Source organism: Pseudomonas sp. GL-RE-29, assembly GCF_019947275.1.
GTDB classification, from domain to species: domain Bacteria; phylum Pseudomonadota; class Gammaproteobacteria; order Pseudomonadales; family Pseudomonadaceae; genus Aquipseudomonas; species Aquipseudomonas fluorescens_A.
Genome location: NZ_JAGYGD010000004.1, coordinates 95,427 through 118,001 on the forward strand (window position 1 = coordinate 95,427; position 22,575 = coordinate 118,001).

18 protein-coding genes are annotated in these 22,575 nt (G+C 60.2%); 8 read left to right on the top strand and 10 right to left on the bottom strand.

From position 1 onward, the window contains the following. Positions 1 to 21: 21 nt before the first annotated feature. The 8 genes from KGB21_RS05230 to bioB all read right to left on the bottom strand — a co-directional run bounded on the left by KGB21_RS05230 (position 22) and on the right by bioB (position 9,453). Positions 22 to 2,136, bottom strand: coding sequence for a cytochrome-c peroxidase (locus KGB21_RS05230; RefSeq protein WP_223504036.1), 2,115 nt, complete (start codon positions 2,134 to 2,136; stop codon positions 22 to 24). Positions 2,137 to 2,404: 268 nt separating this feature from the next. Then, complete coding sequence (locus tag KGB21_RS05235; RefSeq protein WP_034147414.1) at positions 2,405 to 4,210, bottom strand: phenylacyl-CoA dehydrogenase; 1,806 nt, start codon at positions 4,208 to 4,210, stop codon at positions 2,405 to 2,407. 278 nt (positions 4,211 to 4,488) lie between these two features. After that, positions 4,489 to 4,785, bottom strand: a complete 297-nt coding sequence (locus KGB21_RS05240; RefSeq protein ID WP_034147415.1) for a hypothetical protein — start codon at positions 4,783 to 4,785, stop codon at positions 4,489 to 4,491. A 107-nt stretch (positions 4,786 to 4,892) separates the two neighbouring features. Continuing rightward, positions 4,893 to 5,573 (bottom strand): dethiobiotin synthase, encoded by a 681-nt coding sequence (bioD, locus tag KGB21_RS05245; protein ID WP_223504038.1) that lies wholly within the window; start codon positions 5,571 to 5,573, stop codon positions 4,893 to 4,895. Beyond that, positions 5,570 to 6,382 (bottom strand): malonyl-ACP O-methyltransferase BioC, encoded by an 813-nt coding sequence (gene bioC / locus KGB21_RS05250; protein WP_034147417.1) that lies wholly within the window; start codon positions 6,380 to 6,382, stop codon positions 5,570 to 5,572. The genes bioD and bioC overlap by 4 nt, the downstream gene beginning before the upstream one ends. Beyond that, a complete protein-coding gene (locus tag KGB21_RS05255) occupies positions 6,375 to 7,106 on the bottom strand; it encodes an alpha/beta fold hydrolase (RefSeq protein WP_223504040.1) in 732 nt (243 codons plus the stop codon). The genes bioC and KGB21_RS05255 overlap by 8 nt, the downstream gene beginning before the upstream one ends. After that, complete coding sequence (gene bioF, locus KGB21_RS05260) at positions 7,099 to 8,277, bottom strand: 8-amino-7-oxononanoate synthase (protein ID WP_223504042.1); 1,179 nt, start codon at positions 8,275 to 8,277, stop codon at positions 7,099 to 7,101. Before bioF ends, KGB21_RS05255 begins: the two co-directional genes overlap by 8 nt. Positions 8,278 to 8,397: 120 nt before the next feature. Continuing rightward, the gene (bioB, locus tag KGB21_RS05265; protein WP_034147420.1) at positions 8,398 to 9,453 is read right to left on the bottom strand and encodes a biotin synthase BioB; all 1,056 of its coding nucleotides are present in this window, start codon (positions 9,451 to 9,453) and stop codon (positions 8,398 to 8,400) included. 90 nt (positions 9,454 to 9,543) lie between these two features. Here bioB and KGB21_RS05270 point away from each other — a divergent pair, with 90 nt between their 5' ends. The 5 genes from KGB21_RS05270 (at position 9,544) to rarD (ending at position 15,311) form a co-directional block, all read left to right on the top strand. Continuing rightward, positions 9,544 to 10,284 (top strand): ComF family protein, encoded by a 741-nt coding sequence (locus KGB21_RS05270; RefSeq protein ID WP_223504044.1) that lies wholly within the window; start codon positions 9,544 to 9,546, stop codon positions 10,282 to 10,284. Between the two features lie 62 nt (positions 10,285 to 10,346). Next, the gene (locus tag KGB21_RS05275) at positions 10,347 to 11,111 is read left to right on the top strand and encodes a TOBE domain-containing protein (protein ID WP_223504046.1); all 765 of its coding nucleotides are present in this window, start codon (positions 10,347 to 10,349) and stop codon (positions 11,109 to 11,111) included. A gap of 67 nt (positions 11,112 to 11,178) precedes the next feature. After that, a complete protein-coding gene (locus tag KGB21_RS05280; protein ID WP_223504047.1) occupies positions 11,179 to 13,080 on the top strand; it encodes a PhoX family protein in 1,902 nt (633 codons plus the stop codon). Between the two features lie 207 nt (positions 13,081 to 13,287). After that, on the top strand, positions 13,288 to 14,262 hold the full coding sequence (locus KGB21_RS05285) for a serine/threonine protein kinase (RefSeq protein WP_034147424.1): 975 nt from the start codon (positions 13,288 to 13,290) through the stop codon (positions 14,260 to 14,262). 161 nt (positions 14,263 to 14,423) lie between these two features. Next, positions 14,424 to 15,311, top strand: a complete 888-nt coding sequence (rarD, locus tag KGB21_RS05290; protein ID WP_034147425.1) for an EamA family transporter RarD — start codon at positions 14,424 to 14,426, stop codon at positions 15,309 to 15,311. 215 nt (positions 15,312 to 15,526) lie between these two features. On the opposite strand, the gene KGB21_RS05295 is transcribed toward rarD, so the two are convergent. Beyond that, on the bottom strand, positions 15,527 to 16,045 hold the full coding sequence (locus tag KGB21_RS05295; RefSeq protein ID WP_034147426.1) for a glycine cleavage system protein R: 519 nt from the start codon (positions 16,043 to 16,045) through the stop codon (positions 15,527 to 15,529). Between the two features lie 599 nt (positions 16,046 to 16,644). On the opposite strand from KGB21_RS05295, the gene KGB21_RS05300 reads away from it, so the two are divergent. Then, positions 16,645 to 18,822, top strand: a complete 2,178-nt coding sequence (locus KGB21_RS05300) for a malate synthase G (protein ID WP_034147427.1) — start codon at positions 16,645 to 16,647, stop codon at positions 18,820 to 18,822. Between the two features lie 219 nt (positions 18,823 to 19,041). On the opposite strand, the gene KGB21_RS05305 is transcribed toward KGB21_RS05300, so the two are convergent. Next, positions 19,042 to 19,488, bottom strand: coding sequence for a response regulator (locus KGB21_RS05305; RefSeq protein ID WP_034147428.1), 447 nt, complete (start codon positions 19,486 to 19,488; stop codon positions 19,042 to 19,044). Positions 19,489 to 19,743: 255 nt separating this feature from the next. Here KGB21_RS05305 and KGB21_RS05310 point away from each other — a divergent pair, with 255 nt between their 5' ends. Next, positions 19,744 to 21,684 (top strand): putative nucleotidyltransferase substrate binding domain-containing protein, encoded by a 1,941-nt coding sequence (locus KGB21_RS05310; protein ID WP_223504049.1) that lies wholly within the window; start codon positions 19,744 to 19,746, stop codon positions 21,682 to 21,684. Continuing rightward, positions 21,681 to 22,388, top strand: coding sequence for a PolC-type DNA polymerase III (locus KGB21_RS05315; protein ID WP_223504051.1), 708 nt, complete (start codon positions 21,681 to 21,683; stop codon positions 22,386 to 22,388). Before KGB21_RS05310 ends, KGB21_RS05315 begins: the two co-directional genes overlap by 4 nt. Positions 22,389 to 22,575: the final 187 nt, after the last annotated feature.

A 22,575-nucleotide genomic window follows, 5' to 3' on the forward strand; every position in this document is an offset into this window, starting at 1 on the left:
GCGACGCGAGGGGATAGCTCGTTAGAGATCATTGTTGAACGGCTGCAACGCACCCTCTTCCGGCCTGCGCCCTTCGGCACCGATCGGCTTGAGCTGGAAAGTAGCGTCCAGTGCCTGCCGGGTGGTGATCTTTGGACTGACCGGTTTTTGTGTAACGGCGTTTTCATCACCCACATGACCCTGGGCAAGCACCAGCGATGGATGATCGAACGGCGCCCGTTCCCAGGCGACTCGCGGGTCGGTCAAGCCAACCTCCATGAATTTGACCAGGGCATCCACTTCATCGGCGGTCAGGTTCAGACTGGTCATGTCCGGATCGAGATTCGAGCCGTTGTGCTGATTGGCCGACGGATGTTCGAAGCCACTGGTGTTGCTTGCATCCTCACCGCGCCGGTCGCCGCCACGGTTGTAGAACTCCATGACCTGTTTCAGCGTCGAGCGGCTGCCATTGTGGAAATACGGCCCGGTCAGCGCGATGTTGCGCAGCGTCGGTGTTTTGAAGGCGCCGTCGACCGCGTCGCGAAAACCGACATTGGGCAGAAGTGTCGCATCGCAGGGAGTCGCGGCACTCAAGGCTGCTTCGAAGGTGCAGACATCGACATCCAGCGGGTCAGGAATTCTCCCACCTTGCAGCAAGGTGTTGTACTGACGGGTAAAGGACAACGGATTGCCCCAGGCATCCGCGCCACCGAGCGCCAGGTCTTCCGAGGTCGGGCGCACGCCGGTGTTGTAGAAGCCGTTGTCGTAGAGCGTGGTCAGGTTGTCCGCCATGACCATGCGCTCGATGCGCTCGCGGGGATGGAACTGCAAACGGCTGGCAGCGTTGGTCAGCTCCGCACCGCCGTGGCAATTGACGCACTTGCCCTTGCCCAGGAACAGATTCATGCCTTGGACTTGCTGCTCGTTCATGGCCGTATGGTCGCCCTGCAAATAAGCATCAAGCGGTGCCTGATCGGAAACCAGCGTAGCTTCGTACATCTGGATCGCCAGCCCGAAGAACAGCGGGAAGTTGGCTTCGATCTGGGCGTACGGCGCACCGCCCACCAGGACTTGCTGCGTGGCGTTCCATAGCCGTGGCTGGAAGGCGTTTTTGATCAGCTCTCGATAAGTGGGCCTGCGCGCTCCAGAAACCGGGCCGAGCACCGAATCGGTGGAGGAAATCCGCTGCTGCTTGAGCATCAGTGTATCGAGCATGCGCCGGCCAATGTCGGCAAAGGTACGACCGCCGCAGGACATTTCCACAGAGCTGCCGGGAGGTCCCACCGCTTGGGAAGCGGCCGAGGCATCGTTGAGCGCCAGCCGCACTTTGAGCGCTACGCCACTGTTGTCCTTGGTCACATAGATTCCGGCATCGGGATCGCGGTTGCCGAATGGCGAGAAGCCGTTGAACACGTTATTGGCCCGGCCATCCCAGAAGTTGCGCACGTTGAACGCGGCGTTGATTACCGACGGTGCGTTACGTCCGGTGCTGCGGCGAACATTAATGCCGCCGACCTGGAAAATACCGTCCGGTTGCTGCGTGCATTTGTCGAATCGCGCTTGGTTCGGCTTGACGAAATTGGCGTCGAACACGCCTTGGGAGCCGATCACATCGTCGGTCGAGTAGAGAATCAGCGAATTGCGATCCAGCGGATTAGCGAGCACATGGGTTGGAAAGTCGGTTTTCTTGAGCAAGTAGTTCGGGCCGCCCTTGCCTCCGGACTTGGTCGTATACGACGGCACGTCGCCGGGAATGTCGGAGGCCACGAACGGCTTGTTGAAGATCGACGCGACGTTGGCATTGGAGTGCGCCTGACCGGGGTTGATCTGGTTGGTGGTTCGGTGATCGACCCCGGCGTGGTAGTGACAAGACGCGCAAGCGGTGGTGCTGTCGCTGCCGACCTCCATGTCCCAGAACAACGCTTTGCCCAGGAGAATCGCCGCCGAGCGATTGAGCACGTAGTCGGTCATCAGGTCGACTTTGCGTCCGCCTTCGGTGCCCGACGGGTCAGGCGGGGTCATGCCGCGTAACGATTGGAGGCTGGGCACTTCGGGGATGGGCGGGTCCACTTCTGCAGGCGTCGCAGCCATTGCATCGACCGCCAAAAAAGAGAGGGATAACCAGGCGGTAAAACGAACAAGTCGACAGATGTTCATGTGCTTCACCCTGACTGTTGTTGTTATAAGTTCGCCGGGCGAGAGGCGTCGTTGAACAGGACAGGATGTCTCGTGAGCGCCGGTTAACCAGCGTGGTGCAATTAATTTGCCACTCCCCACTGAAACATTTTGCATCAATAAATACGAAGATCAGCAGAGGATCTACACCGTTTCTGCTGGGGAATGGGGGGCCATAGTTGGGGCCAAACACAAAAAAAACCGCCACTCCCGAAGGAGCAGCGGTTTTTTATAAAGACTTCGTTATGGCTTAGTAGCCCAGGTCGAAGTTCTCTTCTTTCATGTCCATCAGGTTGTTGGCGCCCGACAACATGGTTGCAACGTGAGTGCGGGTACGCGGCAAAATGCGCTGGAAGTAGAAGCGCGCAGTCTGCAGTTTGGCGGTGTAGAACGCCTCTTCGGAAGTGCCGGCAGCCAGTTTCTCGGCAGCCAGACGCGCCATGTCAGCCCAGAAGTAGGCCAGGCAGGCGTAACCGGAGTACATCAGGTAGTCCACGGAGGCCGCGCCGACTTCTTCGCGATCTTTCATGGCAGCCATACCGACCTTCATGGTCAGCTCGCCCCATTCCTTGTTCAGTGCAGCCAACGGAGCGACGAACTCTTGAACCGCTTCGTTGCCTTCGTTGGTCTGGCAGAACTTGTGGACGATCTTGGTGAAGCCTTTCAGAGCCTCGCCTTGAGTCATCAGCACTTTACGGCCCAGCAGGTCGAGTGCCTGGATGCCGGTGGTGCCTTCGTACAGCATGGAAATGCGGCTGTCGCGAACGTTCTGTTCCATGCCCCACTCGGCGATGAAGCCGTGGCCGCCGTAGATTTGCACGCCGTGGTTAGCCGATTCAAAACCGACTTCAGTCATGAAGGCTTTGGCGATTGGAGTCATGAAGGCCAGCAGAGCGTCGGCTTTCTTCTTCTCTTCTTCATCTACGCCGTACTTGACGATGTCGACTTGCTTGGCGGTGAAGTAAACCATCGCACGGTTGCCTTCGGCGAATGCCTTCATGGTCAACAGCATGCGACGTACATCCGGGTGCACGATGATCGGGTCAGCGGCTTTTTCCGGCGCTTTCGGGCCAGTCAGCGAACGCATTTGCAGACGATCGCGAGCGTATTTCAGGCCGCCCTGGAAACCGATTTCGGCGTGGGCCAGACCTTGCAAAGCGGTACCCAGACGTGCGGTGTTCATGAAGGTGAACATGCAGTTCAGGCCTTTATTCGCCGGGCCGATCAGGAAACCGGTGGCCGCGTCGAAGTTCATCACGCAAGTGGCGTTGCCGTGGATGCCCATCTTGTGTTCGAGGGAACCGCAGGACACCGCGTTACGCTCACCGATCGAACCGTCTGCGTTCGGCAGGAACTTCGGCACGATGAACAGCGAGATGCCTTTGGTGCCAGCCGGTGCATCCGGTAGGCGGGCCAGCACGATGTGGACGATGTTGTCGGCCATGTCGTGTTCACCGGCCGAGATGAAGATCTTGGTGCCGGAAACTTTGTAGGAACCGTCGGCCTGAGGTTCGGCCTTGGTGCGCAGCATGCCCAGGTCGGTGCCGCAGTGCGGTTCGGTCAGGCACATGGTGCCGGTCCATTCGCCGGAAACCAGTTTGGTCAGGTAGGCGTGTTGCTGCTCCGGCGTGCCGTGCTCGGAGATGGTGTTCATCGCGCCGTGCGACAGGCCTGGGTACATGCCCCACGACCAGTTGGACTCGCCAACCATTTCGCTCACAGCCAGACCCAAGGACTCCGGCAGGCCTTGGCCGCCGTGCTCTACGTCGTGGGCCAGGCTCGGCCAGCCGCCTTCAACGAATTGCTTGTAGGCTTCTTTGAAGCCAGTCGGGGTCTTAACGCCGGACTCGCTCCAGGTGCAGCCTTCGGTGTCACCCACGCGGTTCAGCGGAGCCAGCACCTGCTCACAAAACTTGGCGCCTTCTTCGAGAATGGCGTCAACCATGTCCGGAGTTGCGTCTGCGCAAGCCGGAAGGCTCTGATAGTGCGCTTCGTAGCCGAGCAGTTCGTCACGAACGAAGCGAATATCACGCAAGGGGGCCTTGTAGTCAGGCATAGCGATAAACCTCTGCTGATGTAACCGGGAATGAACGACCGCATTGATTTGTTGTTGCGATCAAACAGTTGTTTGAAACATACGTTTACGCCTAAACCTTGTCAAGCGCCGATCTTTTGCCGCTCGTCATCGCACCAGCAATTGCGACGCGCACAGAGGCGTAACGCCGTTGATTGCGCAACACCTTAAGAGTAGGAAAGATTCGTGACGGAAGAAGGACTTACGCAGAAAAACGCCGCGAACAATCGCGGCGTCAGTGGTGCGGATTCAGCGAATGATCAAGCGAAGGTATCGATCAGCGTACCGAGCACTTCATCGGAAGCCTTGGCGACTTTGACGCCCAGTTCGACTTGAAATTTGCCTTGGGACATTTCGATAACGTTACTGGCCACGTCCGATTGCTGGCTACGATCCACGGAACGCAGACGATCGACCTGAACCTCGGAGGACTGACTGGTGACCGAACGCTCGATCGTATTGTTGGCGATCTGGCCGGCAGCTTGATCGACCCGGTTCTGCCCTGTCTGAATAGTGCTCAGACCGGCATAAAAAGCGGTGTTTCCTGAGATTTCCATGGGAGAACTCGTCCTTGCAAAGGATCAACAGCGATCATTGAAGCAGACGCACGCGCAAAACACCCGACAAAAACACTAATGGCACAGTGCCTTGTCATAGGCAAAGCCTAGTCCAGCAAATCCAGTTGCAGGTGCTCCGCCACCGCCTCGGCCGTCACCACCTTGAGTTTCGGCACGCGCCCAAGGCAGGGTGCCGGGATTCGCTCGGCGAGGGTCGCGAGGTTTTCTTCCAGTCGCGAAGTTTTCGGATCGATGATGTTGGCCACCCACCCCGCCAGTTGCAAACCGTCCCGGGCAATCGCCTCAGCCGTCAGTAACGCATGGCTGATGCATCCCAGACGTACACCGACCACCAGAATCACCGGCAAATCCAGGGCCATCGCCAGGTCTGACAGATTGTCCTGGTCCGCCAATGGCACGCGCCAGCCACCGGCGCCTTCGATCAAGGTGAAATCGGCCTGCATGTCGAGGATCTGCCGCATCGGCGTCAACAACGACTGCACCGTCAACGCCACTCCGGCCTCACGCGCCGCCAAGTGCGGAGCAATGGCCGGCTCGAACGCCACCGGGTTGACCTGCGCATAAGTCAGCGGCAGCGAGCATTCCGCCAACAGCGCCAGCGCATCGGCATTGCGCAACCCCTTGGGTGTGGCGTCGCAACCGGAGGCGACCGGTTTACCCGCCGCCGTACTCAGACCCGCCGAACGCGCGGCGTACAGCAGGCCGGCGGCCACCGTGGTTTTGCCGACATCAGTGTCAGTGCCGGTGATGAAATAGGCTGCGCTCATAAGGGTTTCTCCATAACGGCGTACACCACTTGATAAGTCGCCGGCAGACCTTGGGCCTGACGAAACTGCTCATAGGCCTCAATCAGTCCCAGAATCCGCGCCCGTCCGGTTAAGCCGCCCGGCCGCCCGGGATTGAGATTGTGCGCACCCAAGGCCTTTAATTCATGGGTCAAACTGCGCACGTCCGGGTAATGCAGCACGTGGGGACGGGTTTCCAGACTCAGCGCCTGCAACCCACTGTCCGCACACAACTGTTGATAAACGCCGAACTCACGGAAGCGGTTGACGTGGACCATGCCATCCACCTGACGCCAACTGTCACGCAGTTCAATCAACGTGCCCACACACAGACTAGCAAATGCGAAAATCCCGCCCGGTTTCAGCACCCGATGGGCCTCGCTGAGCACCGAGGCGAAGTCCGCGCACCACTGCACCGCCAGGCTGGAAAATATCAGGTCGCAGGTCGAATCGCGCAGCGGCAGACGCTCGGCATCGCCAGCGATAAAGTGCGTGGCGCCGCCCAATGGCCGCGCGTGATTGAGCATGCCTTCGGCGATATCAAGTGCAACGCCGTGACCATCGGCAAACCGCTCGCCCAGCGCACGGCTGAAATGCCCAGTGCCACAGCCAAGGTCCAGCCAACGTGTCGGCGCAAAATCACTGGGCAAACGGCTCAACAATTGGCTGCCAACATCACGCTGCAGCTCAGCCACGCTGTCGTAGCTTGCCGCCGCGCGGGAGAAGGATGCCGCGACCTGGCGCTTGTCGGGCAAACCGCCGGGCACGTTGGGGAGGGATAAATCAGTCATCACCGGACTCATGCAAAAAGGCCTGGATCGCCCCCGCCACACCGTGGGGGTCTTCCAGGAGAAACGCGTGACTGGCCTGTTCAATCAGACCGATTTCGATATCCGGCAGCAACGCCAGCAAGTCGCCCGCCGCTTCGGCCGGCACCAGCCCATCGAGGCCGGCGAACAAATGCAGTTGCGGACCGCGAAATGCCTGCAACGCTTGCCGCGTATCCAGTTGAGCGAGCAGCTCCAAACTCTTCATCAACACCGGCGCCGCGGTATGTGGCGCGCCACCCAGCAGCAAGCGCGACAACCCGCGCGGGTCTTCGGCGCCTTGCGCGCAGAGCAGCGAAAAGCGTTTCAGCGTCGTGCGCGGGTCGGCCGCGCAACCTGCCAGAAACGCATCGAAAGTCTCGCCGGACATCGCGCTCGGCCACTGCTCATGAGCGACAAAGGAAGGGTTGCTGGCCAAGGTGAACAAACCACAGCAACGGTCACCACGACGTGCTGCCAACTCGGACGCGAGCATGCCGCCAAGGGACCAACCGCCGAGCCAGGCGTCCTGCGGCACCGTCGAATCGAGTTCGTCGAGCCATTCTTCCAGATCGCTCGACTCCAGTTCAGGCAACGGCTCGATTTCCACCCGCAGGTGTTCATCCAGCCCCTGCAACGCTGCCGCCAATGGCTCCAGCGGTGAAATTCCGAGCCCCCAGCCGGGCAGCAGAATCAGTCGATCACGCATGGCTCGGCTCCGCTCCAAGTTGTTGAAAACAATCGGCCAATCCTTCTAACAATAGCTGCACCTGTGCTTCGCTGTGGGCGGCCGTCAGGGTCACGCGCAGACGGGCGCTGCCGGCGGGCACGGTCGGCGGGCGGATTGCGGTCACCATCAGACCGCGTTCGCGCAGCATCTGCGACAAACGCACCGCGCGCCCGGCGTCGCCGATCATGATCGGCTGGATCGGCGTGAAGCTGTCCATCAGCTCCAGGCCGATCTGCTCGGCGCCCTGACGGAATTGGCGGATCAGCGTTTTCAGGTGCTCGCGACGCCAATGCTCGCTGCGCAGCAGCTCCAGGCTTTTCAGCGTGGCGCAGGCCAGCGCCGGAGGCTGGCTGGTGGTGTAGATGTAGGGGCGGGCGAACTGGATCAGACTTTCGATCAGCTCTTCGCTGCCGGCAACGAAGGCACCTGCCGTTCCAAACGCTTTGCCGAGGGTGCCGACCAGCACCGGCACGTCGGCCTGGCTCAAGCCGAAATGCTCGACGATCCCGCCGCCATGCGCACCCAGCGGACCGAAACCGTGGGCATCATCGACCATCAGCCACGCGCCCTTGGCCTTGGCTTCCCGGGCCAGCGCCGGCAAGTCAGCGATATCGCCGTCCATGCTGAACACGCCGTCGGTGACCACCAATGTGTTGCCGGTGGCTTTCTCGAGTCGCTTGGCCAGGCTCGTCGCGTCGTTGTGCAGATAGCGATTGAAGCGCGCGCCGGACAACAGCCCAGCATCGAGCAACGAGGCGTGGTTGAGCCGGTCTTCCAGCACCGTATCGCCCTGCCCCACCAACGCGGTAACTGCGCCGAGGTTGGCCATGTAACCAGTAGTAAACAACAAGGCGCGCGGGCGACCGGTCAGGTCGGCGAGGGCTTCTTCCAGCGCGTGATGCGGGCCGCTATGACCGATGACCAGATGCGACGCCCCGCCACCAACGCCCCACTTCAACGCGCCAGCGCGCCAGGCTTCAATCACTTGCGGATGATTGGCCAGGCCCAGGTAATCGTTGTTGCAGAACGCCAGCAGCGACTGGCCATCGACCACCACTTCCGGGCCTTGTGGGCTTTCGAGCAGTGGACGCTGGCGGTAGAGGTTTTCGGCACGACGGGCAGCAAGGCGTGCGGCGAGATCGAAAGACATGCAGGCCTCGAAAGTCAGATCGCAGGAGTCGGCTTGCGGGCGATGGCATCGTCTCGGTTTGCCTGAATGACCGAGGTGATGCCATCGCCAGCAAGCCGGCTCCTACAGGTTCAGCATTGATTAAACGGCGGCGTTGTAGAACTGCTCGCTGCTCTTCTGCTCCACCAGCGCCTGTTCGATCGCGGCCTGGTGCACTTCGTCGGCGTGCTCTTCGCGGGCTTCCGGCAGGATGCCCAGGCGCGAGAACAGTTGCATGTCCTTGTCGGCCTGCGGGTTTGCAGTGGTCAGCAGTTTGTCGCCGTAGAAAATCGAGTTGGCGCCAGCGAAGAAGGCCAGGGCCTGCATCTGCTCGTTCATCGCTTCGCGGCCGGCGGACAGGCGCACGTGGGATTTCGGCATCAGGATCCGCGCAACGGCGAGCATGCGGATGAAGTCGAACGGGTCGACGTCTTCAGCGTTTTCCAGCGGCGTACCGGCGACTTTCACCAGCATGTTGATCGGCACCGACTCCGGATGCTCGGGCAGGTTGGAGAGCTGGATCAGCAGGTTGGCGCGGTCATCGAGGGACTCGCCCATGCCGAGAATGCCGCCGGAGCAGATCTTCATCCCCGAATCACGCACGTAGGCCAGGGTTTGCAGACGCTCGCTGTACGTACGGGTGGTGATGATGCTGCCGTAGAACTCGGGCGAGGTATCGAGGTTGTGGTTGTAGTAGTCCAGGCCAGCCTTGGCCAGCGCTTCGGTCTGGTCCTGATCAAGACGACCGAGGGTCATGCAGGTTTCCAAGCCAAGGGCCTTCACGCCTTCGACCATCTTCAGCACGTACGGCATGTCTTTGGCCGACGGGTGCTTCCACGCCGCGCCCATGCAGAAACGGGTCGAACCGATGGCCTTGGCGCGTGCGGCCTCTTCGAGGACTTTCTGCACTTCCATCAGCTTTTCTTTTTCCAGGCCGGTGTTGTAGTGACCGGACTGCGGACAATATTTGCAATCTTCCGGGCAGGCGCCGGTTTTGATCGACAGCAGGGTCGATACCTGGACGCGGTTGGCGTCGAAATGCGCGCGGTGCACCGTCTGAGCCTGGAACAACAGGTCGTTGAATGGCTGAACGAAGAGCGCTTTGACTTCGGCTAAAGACCAGTCATGACGCAGGGTTGCAGAGGTGCTGGCGCTCATGGGCGTTTCCTTTGTTTTATGCTTGGCTGGCGCTGGGGACGGAATACCCACAGTCGCGACACGGATGTTTGGCATATTTAAGGAAGAGTGATGCGCTGTCAACCACGATACAAATGGCCGGTTTACATCTGGTTAAAAAACGAACAAACCTGTTTTTTGTGCGATGAACCTGCGGATAGCGCCACGCCCATTTGCATGGCCTGCGAAACCGAACTGCCCTGGCTCGGCGATCACTGCCAGACTTGCGCCCTGCCCTTGCCCGCCGCCGGCCTGACGTGCGGCCAATGCCTGAAGCAACCACCGTCCTTCGAGCGGGTCGTTGCACCCTGGATATACGGCTTCCCGGTCGACAGCCTGATTACTCGCTTCAAACACAACGCTAAATGGCCGTTTGGCCACCTGCTCGGCGAACTTCTCGCTCAATCCCTGCAACATCGCTTCGACGATGACCTGCCACGACCTGATGCCCTGGTCCCGGTGCCGCTGGCCACCCGACGCTTGCGCAAACGAGGGTTCAATCAGGCAGCGATGTTGGCGCGCTGGCTCAGTGAACGACTGCATATTCCTTGCGACGAACGGTTGCTGTCGAGGACGCAAGACACCGACGCACAACAGGATCTCAATGCCGAAGCTCGCAGAAAAAACCTGCGCAACGCCTTCGCCCTCATGCCCGAAGCCGCTGTCGCGGGTCGACACCTCGCGCTGGTGGACGACGTGCTCACGACCGGCGCCACGGCGCAAGCGCTCGCACGCCGGTTGGTCGACGCGGGTGCGTCGCGGGTCGATGTCTATTGCCTGGCTCGCACCCCCAAACCCGGCGAGTCCTCCTGACTTGACTCCCGGCCCCCGAGCCGCCAACGTCCTCACCATCGTCACAGCCAAAGCGCCTTGCCATGTCCTTGCCCACGTTGTTGTCCCAGCACATTGTCCGCCGCCCGCAACGCATCGCCCTGCTGCAACACGTCGCGGAACAGGGCTCGATCACCCGCGCCGCGAAAAGCGCGGGCCTGAGTTACAAAGCGGCGTGGGATGCCATCGACGAGCTGAACAACCTCGCGCAAAAACCGCTGGTGGAGCGCGTGGTCGGCGGCAAGGGCGGGGGCGGTGCCAAGTTGTCCACCGAAGGCGAGCGCGTGTTGCGCCTGTATCAAAAGCTGCAAGCGTTGCAGGCTCAGGTGCTGGAGGCCGCCGAAGAGGCCAGCGACCTCGACCTGCTGGGCCGCTTGATGCTGCGCACCAGCGCGCGTAATCAATTGCACGGCAAAGTCGCCGCCATCGAAACCCAGGGCCACAACGACCGGATTCGCCTGGAACTGGCCGAAGGCTTGAGCATCGATGCGCAAATCACTCACGACAGCACCCTGCGTCTGGACCTGCAACCGGGGACCGAAGTCGTGGCCCTGATCAAGGCAGGCTGGCTCGACGTGCTCGGTTCCGAGGATGAAGCAACGCCCGGACACAATTGCCTGACCGGGATCATCGAAGAAATTCTCGACGCCGAAGACGGCCCCAGCGAAGTACGCATCGGCCTGCCCAACCGCCAGACACTCTGCGCGCTGGCCGAGCCCGGGCACCTGCGGTCCCGCAAGCTGAATCCCGGTCAACCGGTGCGCGCGCAGTTCTCACCGTCCAACGTGTTACTTGGCACACCGCTGTAAACGCAACTGCAACAAAACCTTCATCACTGATCATTAAGGTGACTGCAAAAATCGCAGGGAGCCTGATGTGAGCCTATTAGAAGAAAACCAATCCACCGACCTCGAACAAATGGTCGGCCTCAGCCGTCGTGGTTTTATCAGCGCCGGCGCCCTGTGCGGCGCCGCGATGTTTCTCGGCGGCAACCTGCTGAGTCGCAGCGTGCTGGCCGCCAGTGTCAGCGCCGGCACCAGCCGGTTATTGGGTTTCGACAGCATCCCCGCCGCCACCAGCGACAGCATCAGCCTGCCGCCGGGTTACAAGTCTTCGGTATTGATCAGCTGGGGCCAGCCACTGCACAAAAATGGCCCGGCGTTCGACCCGAGTGGCAACGGCAGCGCAGAGCATCAGGAACTCCAGTTCGGCGACAACAACGATGGCATGAGCCTGTTCGCCTTCCCCGGCGACAACAACCGCGCGTTGATGGCGATCAACAACGAATACACCAATTACCGCTACCTCTACCCGCACGGCGGCATGCCGCAATCGGCCGAAGACGTGCACAAGGCTCTGGCCTGCGAAGGTGTGTCGGTGATCGAAGTGCACCGCTCGAATGGCCAGTGGCAATTCGTCCAGGGTTCTTCCTATAACCGACGCATCCACGGCAACTCGCCGATCAGCGTCAGCGGTCCGGCGGCCGGTCACGACTTGTTGAAAACCAGCGCCGATCCGCACGGCAAAACTGTCCTCGGCACGTTCCAGAACTGCGCCAACGGCAAGACGCCGTGGGGCACCTACCTGACCTGCGAAGAGAATTTCACCGATTGCTTCGGCAGCAGCAACGCCGAACAGAAGTTCGATGCGCCACAGAAACGCTACGGCGTGGTGGCGACCAGCAAAGAGATCAACTGGCATCAGCACGACCCGCGTTTCGACCTGGCGAAAACCCCCAACGAACTCAACCGTCACGGCTGGGTGGTGGAGATCGACCCGTTCGACCCGCAGTCGACTCCGGTCAAACGCACCGCGCTGGGCCGCTTCAAACACGAAAACGCAGCCCTGGCGGAAACCGCTGACGGCCACGCCGTGGTGTACATGGGCGACGACGAGCGCGGCGAGTTCATCTACAAATTCGTCAGCCGCGACAAGATCGACCACAAAAACCCCAAGGCCAACCGCGACCTGCTGGACCACGGCACCTTGTACGTAGCGCGCTTCGATGCGGGCGACGGCAACGCCGATCACCCGAAAGGCCAGGGCGAATGGATCGAACTGAGCCACGGTAAAAACGGCATCGACGCCAGCAGCGGTTTTGCCGATCAGGCCGAGGTGCTGATTCACGCGCGCCTCGCCGCCAGCGTAGTGAAGGCCACGCGCATGGACCGTCCGGAATGGATCGTCGTCAGCCCCAAGGACGGCCAGGTTTATTGCACGTTGACCAACAACGCCAAACGCGGCGAAGACGGCCAACCGGTGGGCGGGCCGAACCCGCGCGAGAAGAACGTCTACGGGCAGATCTTGCGTTGGCGCACCGGCGGTGACGATCACGGTTCGAAAACCTTTGCCTGGGATTTGTTTGTGGTTGCTGGCAACCCGCAAGTGCATGCCGGCACACCGAAGGGCGGATCGTCGAACATCACCCCGCAGAACATGTTCAATAGCCCGGATGGACTGGCGTTCGATGATGCCGGGCGGTTGTGGATTCAAACCGACGGCGATTCGAGCAATGCTGGTGACTTCGCCGGCATGGGCGATAACCAGATGCTGTGCGCCGACCCGGTCAACGGGGAGATTCGTCGGTTCATGGTCGGGCCGATTGGTTGCGAAGTGACGGGGATCAGTTTCTCGCCGGATCAGAAGACCTTGTTTATCGGGATTCAGCATCCGGGGGAGAACGGTGGTTCGACCTTTCCCGAGCATTTGCCCAACGGTAAGCCGCGGTCCTCGGTGATTGCGATTAGCCGGGAAGATGGCGGGATCGTCGGCGCCTGATCCGGCCTCATCGCGGGCAAGCCCGCTCCCACAGGGTTCCAGGGTGTGCACACTATCTGTCACACACTGGAGATCACTGTGGGAGCGGGCTTGCCCGCGAAAGCGTCAGCCCAGACACCATACATCTCAAGCCCAGCCACTAAAGGAGCCTCGTCTGCGCTACCATGCCTGGCCGGACGCAGCAGCCTGCTGCGCGCAGGAGTCAGCATGGCCCACCCGTTTGAAACGCTCACCCCAGACCTCGTGCTCGATGCCGTCGAAAGCATCGGATTCCTCAGCGACGCCCGCATTCTGGCGCTCAACAGCTACGAAAACCGCGTCTATCAGGTCGGCATCGAAGACTCCGAGCCGCTGATCGCCAAGTTCTACCGCCCTCAGCGCTGGACCAACGAAGCGATCCTGGAAGAACACCAATTCACCTTCGAACTCACCGAGGTCGAGGTGCCGGTCGTTGCGCCGCTGATCCACAACGGCGAAACCCTGCACGAACATAACGGTTTCCGTTTCACCTTGTTCCCACGTAGAGGCGGGCGCGCGCCGGAGCCGGGCAACCTCGATCAGCTGTATCGCCTGGGGCAATTGCTCGGTCGCCTGCACGCCGTTGGCGCCACCAAGCCCTTCGAACACCGTGAAGCGCTGGCGGTGAAGAATTTTGGTCATGACTCGCTCACGACCTTGCTGGAAGGCAATTTCATCCCCCGCAGCCTGCTGCCGGCCTACGAGTCGGTGGCCCGTGATCTGCTCAAGCGTGTGGAAGATGCCTACAGCAACACGCCGCACCAGAACATCCGCATGCACGGCGACTGCCACCCCGGCAACATGATGTGCCGCGACGAGATGTTCCACATCGTCGACCTCGACGACTGTCGCATGGGACCGGCGGTGCAGGACATCTGGATGATGCTTGCCGGCGACCGTCAGGAATGTCTCGGACAGTTGTCGGAATTGATGGACGGCTATAACGAATTCCACGACTTCGACCCGCGGGAATTGGCGCTCATCGAACCGCTGCGCGCCCTGCGCCTGATGCACTACAGCGCCTGGCTCGCACGGCGCTGGGATGACCCGGCGTTCCCGCGCAGTTTTCCGTGGTTTGGGACGGAGCGTTATTGGGGCGATCAGGTGTTGGCGTTGCGCGAACAACTCGCCGCCCTCAATGAAGAACCCCTGAAACTTTTTTAATCCAGGATCAAAAGATCGCAGCCTTCGGCAGCTCCTACAGGTGTACACCATTGCCCTGTAGGAGCTGCCGAAGGCTGCGATCTTTTGCTTTTCAGAAGCGACACTTCTATACAACCGCCCTACAATCCCCTCTTTGTTAGCTGCCTAAGCAAGGATTCTGCATGCAAGCCGCCAACCCGCGTCGCGGGTACATCCTGGGCCTGAGTGCCTACATCATCTGGGGACTTTTCCCGCTCTACTTCAAAGCCATCGCCAGCGTGCCCGCCGTGGAAATCATCATCCATCGCGTGCTCTGGTCTGCGCTGTTCGGCGCGTTGCTGCTGATGGTCTGGAAACATCCGGGCTGGTGGCGCGAACTGCGGGAGAACCCGAAACGCCTGGCAATCCTGGCCCTGAGCGGCACGCTGATCGCGGCCAACTGGCTGACGTATGTGTGGTCGGTGAACAACGGACGCATGCTGGAAGCCAGTCTCGGTTACTACATCAATCCCCTGGTGAACGTGCTGCTGGGCATGCTGATCCTCGGCGAACGGCTGCGGCGCATGCAGTGGATTGCGGTGGGTCTGGCGGCGGTGGGCGTGGCGCAACAGGTGTGGCAAGTCGGAAGCCTGCCGTGGGTTTCGCTGGTGCTGGCGTTGACCTTCGGTTTCTACGGGCTGATTCGCAAGCAAGCGCCGGTCAAGGCTCTGCCTGGGCTGGTGGTGGAAACCTGGATGCTGGTGCCGATTGCGGTCGCTTGGCTGCTGTTTAATCCGACGGCAGCAAGCGCTCAACCTGAATTCTGGACCACGTCCGAAGCCTGGTGGCTGGTGGCCGCCGGCCCGGTGACGTTGGTGCCGCTGGTATGTTTCAACGCCGCTGCACGGCATTTGCCCTACACCACATTGGGATTTCTCCAGTACCTGGCGCCTACATTAGTGCTGTTGCAAGCCGTGCTGCTGTTTGGCGAACACTTGTCGTCCAGCACCCTGGTGGCGTTCATCTTTATCTGGGCCGGTCTGGCGGTTTACAGCATCGATGCATGGGTAAGCCTGCGCCGCCGCAACTGATCAAAAAAGATACAATCCTCTACAGGCCACGTCATCCGTGGCCTGCATCGTTCCTTCCCAAGGTTATCCACAGCGTGATCCCCGCCGTTTGTGTGCAAGTTACTGAAACTGCTGGTTTTTTGATCAGATCCTGAAAAGCCCCGGCCGGCGTGGCCTGGCGGGCTGTCTCTACAGGTTATCCACAGGCAGGTGCACGTTTAACTTGGATAACCTCCTTAGGGTTCGCTGCGCAGTACCAATTCGACCATCAGGTCGTCCGCCAGGGTTTCCAGGCGCGATTGCAGCACGTCCAGGGACAACGTCAACGGCACCGCGAGAATCGCTTCGGCGTGGAACAGTGGCTCGCTGCTCATCGGCGCCGGACGCACTTCAGTCACCAGTCGCTCCAGGTTCACCCCCTGCTCACTCAACAACCGCGTGATATCCCGCACGATCCCCGGCCGGTCATTGCCCACCAGTTCCATGGCGATAGGTTTCCAGGTACACGATTGTTCGATGCCGCTTTCGGCGATCAACACGCGAATGCCATGGGCCGACAACGCCTGTAGGGCATCGACCAGCGAATCGTAGGCTTCTGCCGGCACGCCCACCCGAAGAATCCCTGCGAATTGCCCGGCCATGCGCGACATGCGGCTTTCCAGCCAATTGCCGCCCTGCTCGGCAATGCATTGGGCAATGCGCTCGACCTGCCCTGGCTTGTCCGGTGCAAAAACGGTGAGTACGAGGTGGTCCATGGCGCAGCCCTCTGGTCATGTGTTTTGTTATAGAAAAACAAGTATAGGCAAGAGGATAGATTCAGCGCGGCACAGCTTTTTGTGGCGAGGGAGCTTGCTCCCGCTGGGGCGCGAAGTGGCCCCCTGCATTTTCCAGACAGATCGTATTGGCTGATTTTGCGACTGCTTCGCAGCCGAGTGGGAGCAAGCTCCCTCGCCACGGAAAACAAAGCCCTTAACAGTGCAGCAAAGATTATGTGTACAACTTTTTATATTTAACTGGAACAATCTCATACTTTTTTGAGAACATCCCGATCCCCGACGTGACTGCAATGCGTCACGGGGTCGCAGAACGACGTACTTAGTCTAATTTTCACAAGCGCAATTCATCATGTAGTATGCCGCAGCGCGCACTACATAACGTTGGATCGATGTCTGCCACAGGCGCAGTCGCATCCCTGAAAGCCCCGTCAGCAAGGCCTCAACGCCGTTGATTGGTCCTCACCCAGCCGTCAGAAATGGCATGCACTGGTCGCAGGGTTTGTGGTTTAAATGCCCAAGGCTTCATTGTTAAATTGAAGAGCTGAAAAGCGAAATAGCTGAGCAGAGTGAGGCAAGCAATGACTGAACACGTTCAAGTCGGTGGCCTGCAGGTCGCCAAAGTCCTGTTCGACTTCGTGAACAACGAAGCCATTCCCGGTACCGGCCTCACCGCCGATAAGTTCTGGGCCGGTGCCGACAAGGTCATTCATGACCTGGCGCCGAAGAACAAAGCCCTACTCGCCAAACGCGATGATTTCCAGGCTCGTATCGATGGCTGGCACCAACAGCGTGCCGGTCAGGCGCACGACGCCGTGGCCTATAAAGCCTTCTTGCAAGACATCGGTTATCTGCTGCCAGAAGCGGCCGATTTCCAGGCAACGACGCAAAACGTCGATGAAGAAATCGCCCGCATGGCCGGTCCACAACTCGTGGTTCCGGTGATGAACGCGCGCTTCGCGCTCAACGCTTCGAACGCCCGCTGGGGTTCGCTGTACGACGCGCTCTACGGCACCGACGCCATCAGCGAAGCTGACGGTGCGGAAAAAGGCAAAGGCTACAACAAGGTTCGCGGCGACAAGGTCATTGCCTTCGCCCGCGCCTTCCTCGACGAAGCAGCGCCATTGGCGGCCGGCTCCCACGTCGATTCCACGCACTACAAAATCGTTGACGGCAAACTGGTTGTCGCCCTCAAAGGCGGCAGCAACAGCGGCCTGCGCAACGATGCCCAGTTGATCGGCTTCCAGGGCGATGCTTCGGCACCGACCGCGATCCTGCTGAAAAACAACGGCCTGCATTTTGAAATCCAGGTTGATGCGAGCACCCCGGTCGGTCAGACCGACGCTGCCGGCGTCAAAGACATCCTGATGGAAGCCGCGCTGACCACCATCATGGACTGCGAAGACTCCGTCGCCGCCGTCGATGCCGATGACAAAGTGGTGATCTACCGCAACTGGCTCGGCCTGATGAAGGGCGACCTGTCGGAAGAAGTCGCCAAGGGCGGCAAGACATTTACCCGCACCATGAACGCCGACCGCAGCTACACCGGTGTCGACGGTAACGCGGTAAACCTGCACGGCCGCTCGCTGTTGTTCGTGCGCAACGTCGGTCACCTGATGACCATCGATGCGATCCTCGACAAAGATGGCAACGAAGTGCCGGAAGGCATCCTTGACGGTCTGGTCACTTGCCTCGCGGCGATGCACAACCTGAACGGCAATACGTCGCGCAAAAACACGCGCACCGGTTCGGTCTACATCGTTAAACCGAAAATGCACGGCCCGGAAGAAGCTGCGTTCACCAACGAGCTGTTCGGTCGCATCGAAGACGTGCTGGGCTTGCCGCGCAACACCCTCAAAGTCGGGATCATGGACGAGGAGCGTCGCACCACGATCAACCTCAAGGCCTGCATCAAGGCTGCGAGCGAGCGCGTGGTGTTCATCAACACCGGTTTCCTCGACCGCACGGGCGATGAAATCCACACCTCCATGGAAGCCGGCCCGATGGTGCGCAAGGCCGACATGAAGGCGGAAAAATGGATCGGCGCCTACGAGAACTCCAACGTCGATATCGGCTTGAGCACCGGCCTGCAAGGTCGCGCTCAGATCGGTAAAGGCATGTGGGCCATGCCCGACCTGATGGCGGCGATGCTCGAACAGAAAATCGCTCACCCGCTGGCCGGTGCCAACACCGCCTGGGTGCCATCGCCGACCGCTGCTGCACTGCACGCGCTGCACTACCACAAGGTTGACGTGTTCGCCCGTCAGGCCGAACTGGCCAAGCGTGCTCACGCGTCGGTCGACGACATCCTGACCATCCCGCTGGCAGTCAATCCGCAGTGGACCGCCGAGCAGATCAAGAACGAACTGGACAACAATTCCCAGGGCATCCTTGGTTACGTGGTGCGCTGGATCGACCAGGGCGTCGGCTGTTCGAAAGTGCCGGACATCAACGACATCGGCCTGATGGAAGACCGTGCGACGCTGCGTATTTCCAGCCAGCACATCGCCAACTGGCTGCGTCACGGCATCGTCACCGAAGAGCAAGTGATGGAAAGCCTCAAGCGCATGGCGCCGGTGGTGGACCGTCAGAACGCCGGTGACTCGCTGTACCGTCCGCTGGCACCAAACTTCGACAGCAACATCGCCTTCCAGGCGGCCGTCGAATTGGTGATCGAAGGCACCAAGCAGCCAAACGGCTACACCGAGCCGGTTCTGCACCGTCGTCGTCGCGAGTTCAAGGCTGCCAATGGCCTGTAACTGAGCGTTTACGCCGGACATGAAAAAGCCCTGATCGAAAGATCAGGGCTTTTTTATTGATCGCGCGTAAACCACCGTGGCGAGGGAGCTTGCTCCCGCTGGGCTGCGAAGCGGCCCCCTTCATTTGCCAGACAGACCACGTTCGCTGACTTTGCGACTGCTGCGCAGCCGAGCGGGAGCAAGCTCCCTCGCCACAACAGCACCCGCCAGCAGATGCAGTTAAGGCTCCATCCCCAACTCATGCTTGACCAACCCCAGCAGCTTGCCGGTATCGACGGGCTTGAGCAGGAAGTCCACCACGCTCAAATGCATCGCCGCAATCGCGTCTTTCACATCGGCATCGCCGGAAACGATGATGATCGGCATCGCCGCCCGAACAGACTCACGCACCTGGCGGATCAAATCCAGGCCATCGATATGTCCCATCCGCAGGTCCGTAATGACCAGTCCAATCGAGGGTTTCTCTTCCAGCATCTTGAGTGCGGTTTCTCCACTGGAGGCGGTCAGGCAGCGAATTCCGTCCAAACCCAGAATCTCTGACAACAGCTCTCGGGCGTCTTTATCGTCATCGACGATCAGCACCCGCTGCGGCGGCAGGTCAGGTTCCAGCATGACGGCACTGAGCGCCTCGCGCTCGGCGTCACTCAAAATATCGTGGTCGGACATGGCTTTCTCTACATGTTCAGTACAGTTCCCTAGCACAGTGGTGAGACATCGCTAAGCAGACCTCCAATGTGCACTTCGTCGGAAACTTTTCCAAGAGGGGAACGCAGAGGTTTTTCGCACATTTGCGTAAGTTTTTTCCGACGCTTCATCACGTTTACTGCCTACCTAGACTTACGTCCAATGGGCACCCCGGACGCAGGGGCCGACCATGGGTGAGTCATCCGACAACAACAAATCCAAAAAAAGACTGCGGTAATGGTTATGAGTAAAGCGGACGCCTTCACACAGGCAGGGAAAACCGCGGTGTTGCAGAACATCCAGGGCACTTTGCAATTCCTTCAGCGCTTCCCGCCTTTCAATCAGATGGAACACGCCCACCTGGCGTACCTGGTTGAGCAATGTCAGCTGCGTTTTTATGCGCCCGGCGAGAGCATCATCAAACCTGCCGACGGCCCGGTTGAGCATTTCTACATCGTCAAGCAGGGTCGAGTGGTGGGCGAGCGTCCACATTCGGCCAAGGGCGGTACCGAAACCACTTTTGAGATCACCACCGGCGAGTGTTTTCCCCTCGCCGCGCTGCTGGGCGAGCGCGCGACCCGCACCGAACACCTCGCCGCCGAAGACACCTTTTGCCTACAGCTGAACAAGCTCGCATTCATAAAGCTGTTCGCCCTTTCCGGCACCTTTCGCGACTTTGCCCTACGCGGCGTGAGCAGCCTGCTGGATCAGGTCAATCAGCAAGTCCAGCAAAAAGCTGTGGAAACCCTCGGCACCCAGTACTCGCTGAACACTCGCCTCGGCGAATTGGCCATGCGCCATCCGGTGACGTGCAGCCCGACCACCCCACTGCGGGAAGCCGTGACCCTGATGCATGAGCAGCAGGTCGGCAGCATCGTGGTGGTCGATGAGCATAAGGCGCCGCTGGGCATTTTCACTCTGCGCGATTTGCGCCACGTGGTCGCCAGCGGCATCGGTGACTTCAACGAAGCCATCGAGCGGCACATGACCCAGGCGCCGTTCTATCTGACCCCGGACCACAGCGCCTTCGATGCCGCGATTGCCATGACCGAGCGGCATATCGCCCACGTCTGCCTGGTCAAGGATCAGCGCCTGTGCGGGGTGGTTTCGGAACGGGATCTGTTTTCCCTGCAACGGGTCGATCTGGTGCACCTGGCGCGCACCATCCGCAGCGCCCAGCGCGTGGAAAACCTGGTGGTGCTGCGCGGCGAGATCGGCCAATTGGTCGAGCGCATGCTGGCCCACGGCGCCTCTTCGACCCAGATCACCCACATCATCACCCTGCTCAACGACCACACCGTATGCCGGGTGATCGAACTGACCCTGGCGGAGAAAGGCGACTCCGGCGTGCCGTTCAGTTGGTTGTGCTTCGGCAGCGAAGGCCGCCGCGAACAGACGCTGCACACCGATCAGGACAACGGCATTATTTTCGAAGCCCGGGACGCCGCCCACGCTGCGGAAATTCGCGGCAAATTGCTGCCCATCGCCCAACAAATCAATCACAGTCTGGCGCTCTGCGGTTTCACTCTGTGCAAGGGCAACATCATGGCCGGCAACCCCGAGCTGTGTTTGTCACGTGTCGAGTGGGCACGCCGCTTCGCCGCGTTTATCCGTGAAGCAACGCCGGAGAACCTGCTGGGGTCGAGCATTTATTTCGATTTGCGCGTGGTCTGGGGCAACGAGCAAAGTTGTGAACAGCTGCGTCGCGGGATTCTCGAACAGGTCGGCGACAACCGTTTGTTCCAGCGCATGATGGCCGAGAACGCACTGCGCAATCGCCCGCCCGTAGGACGTTTCCGCGAGTTTGTCCTGGCACGCAAAAATGGCGAGAAAGCCACGCTCGACCTGAAAGTCCAGGGTCTGACTCCATTCGTCGACGGCGCGCGATTGCTGGCACTGGCCAACGGGATCGAAACCAACAACACGCTGGAGCGCTTTCGCCAACTGGTGGACAAAGAGGTCATCGAGCCGCTGGACGGCGCGGCGTACGAAGAGGCGTATCACTTCATCCAGCAAACCCGCATGCAGCAACATCAGCTACAGACCCGGGAGAATTTGCCCTACTCCAACCGCGTCGATCCGGACAGCCTTAATCATCTGGATCGACGCATCCTGCGAGAATCCCTGCGCCAGGCCCAACGCCTGCAAAGCAGCCTGACCCTGCGGTATCAGCTATGAGCCTGTTCTCATGGCTGCGCCCGGCCGGGCCGATGCTGAATGGCGACCTGCAACAACGGCTGCAACGTTTACCGGCGGTGTCCAGTCTGGGTGAGTGCAACCTGCGTGATCAACGCTGGGTGGTGCTCGACCTGGAAACCACCGGGCTAAACCTGAGCAAGGACCGGGTGCTGTCCATCGGTGCGGTGGTAATCGAGGACGGCGCGATCGATTTCAGTCAGCAATTCGAACGCACCTTGCAATGTGCCGAACTGAAACTCGGCCCCAGTGTGTTGATTCATGGTCTCGGACCCAGCGCGATTGCTGCCGGCAGCGAGCCAGCCGAGGCGCTGCTTGAGTTCATGGAGTTCGTCGGCGACAGCCCGGTGCTGGCCTTTCATGCGCCATTCGACCAGCACATGCTCGGGCGAGCGTTGAAGGATCATCTGGGCTACAAGTTGCAGCATGCATTTCTGGATGTGGCGGACATCGCACCGATGCTGTGTCCGCAGGCCAACATCCGCGAGGCCGGGCTGGACGAGTGGATCGACTGGTTCAAGCTGGAAGTCTTCGAACGCCACAACGCCAGCGCCGATGCGCTGGCCACTGCCGAACTGGCACTGATCCTGTTCAGTCGCGCGCGCCAGCAGCAGATTCATAGCCCGTTGAACTTGCAGCAGCGGTTGAATCAGTGGAAGCGGCGGCAACAAACTCCTTCTTTCTAACCTCACATAACCCCTGTGGCGAGGGAGCTTGCTCCCGCTGGGCTGCGGAGCAGCCCCTAAACACTTCAAACCGTACCGCATTCTCCGATTTTGCGACTGCTGCGCAGCCGAGCGGGAGCAAGCTCCCTCGCCACAGATCGGTAATTAACACCAAAACTCACCCGACCAACGCCAATTGCTTTACCTC

Coding starts and splice junctions, on each gene's coding strand:
- KGB21_RS05230 (WP_223504036.1), bottom strand. CDS start 2,136: ATGAACATCTGTCGACTTGTTCGTTTTACCGCCTGGTTATCCCTCTCT.
- KGB21_RS05270 (WP_223504044.1), top strand. CDS start 9,544: ATGCGCTGTCAACCACGATACAAATGGCCGGTTTACATCTGGTTAAAA.
- KGB21_RS05235 (WP_034147414.1), bottom strand. CDS start 4,210: ATGCCTGACTACAAGGCCCCCTTGCGTGATATTCGCTTCGTTCGTGAC.
- KGB21_RS05310 (WP_223504049.1), top strand. CDS start 19,744: ATGGTTATGAGTAAAGCGGACGCCTTCACACAGGCAGGGAAAACCGCG.
- KGB21_RS05275 (WP_223504046.1), top strand. CDS start 10,347: ATGTCCTTGCCCACGTTGTTGTCCCAGCACATTGTCCGCCGCCCGCAA.
- KGB21_RS05240 (WP_034147415.1), bottom strand. CDS start 4,785: ATGGAAATCTCAGGAAACACCGCTTTTTATGCCGGTCTGAGCACTATT.
- rarD (WP_034147425.1), top strand. CDS start 14,424: ATGCAAGCCGCCAACCCGCGTCGCGGGTACATCCTGGGCCTGAGTGCC.
- KGB21_RS05305 (WP_034147428.1), bottom strand. CDS start 19,488: ATGTCCGACCACGATATTTTGAGTGACGCCGAGCGCGAGGCGCTCAGT.
- KGB21_RS05255 (WP_223504040.1), bottom strand. CDS start 7,106: ATGCGTGATCGACTGATTCTGCTGCCCGGCTGGGGGCTCGGAATTTCA.
- KGB21_RS05300 (WP_034147427.1), top strand. CDS start 16,645: ATGACTGAACACGTTCAAGTCGGTGGCCTGCAGGTCGCCAAAGTCCTG.
- bioF (WP_223504042.1), bottom strand. CDS start 8,277: ATGTCTTTCGATCTCGCCGCACGCCTTGCTGCCCGTCGTGCCGAAAAC.
- KGB21_RS05295 (WP_034147426.1), bottom strand. CDS start 16,045: ATGGACCACCTCGTACTCACCGTTTTTGCACCGGACAAGCCAGGGCAG.
- bioD (WP_223504038.1), bottom strand. CDS start 5,573: ATGAGCGCAGCCTATTTCATCACCGGCACTGACACTGATGTCGGCAAA.
- KGB21_RS05285 (WP_034147424.1), top strand. CDS start 13,288: ATGGCCCACCCGTTTGAAACGCTCACCCCAGACCTCGTGCTCGATGCC.
- bioC (WP_034147417.1), bottom strand. CDS start 6,382: ATGACTGATTTATCCCTCCCCAACGTGCCCGGCGGTTTGCCCGACAAG.
- KGB21_RS05315 (WP_223504051.1), top strand. CDS start 21,681: ATGAGCCTGTTCTCATGGCTGCGCCCGGCCGGGCCGATGCTGAATGGC.
- bioB (WP_034147420.1), bottom strand. CDS start 9,453: ATGAGCGCCAGCACCTCTGCAACCCTGCGTCATGACTGGTCTTTAGCC.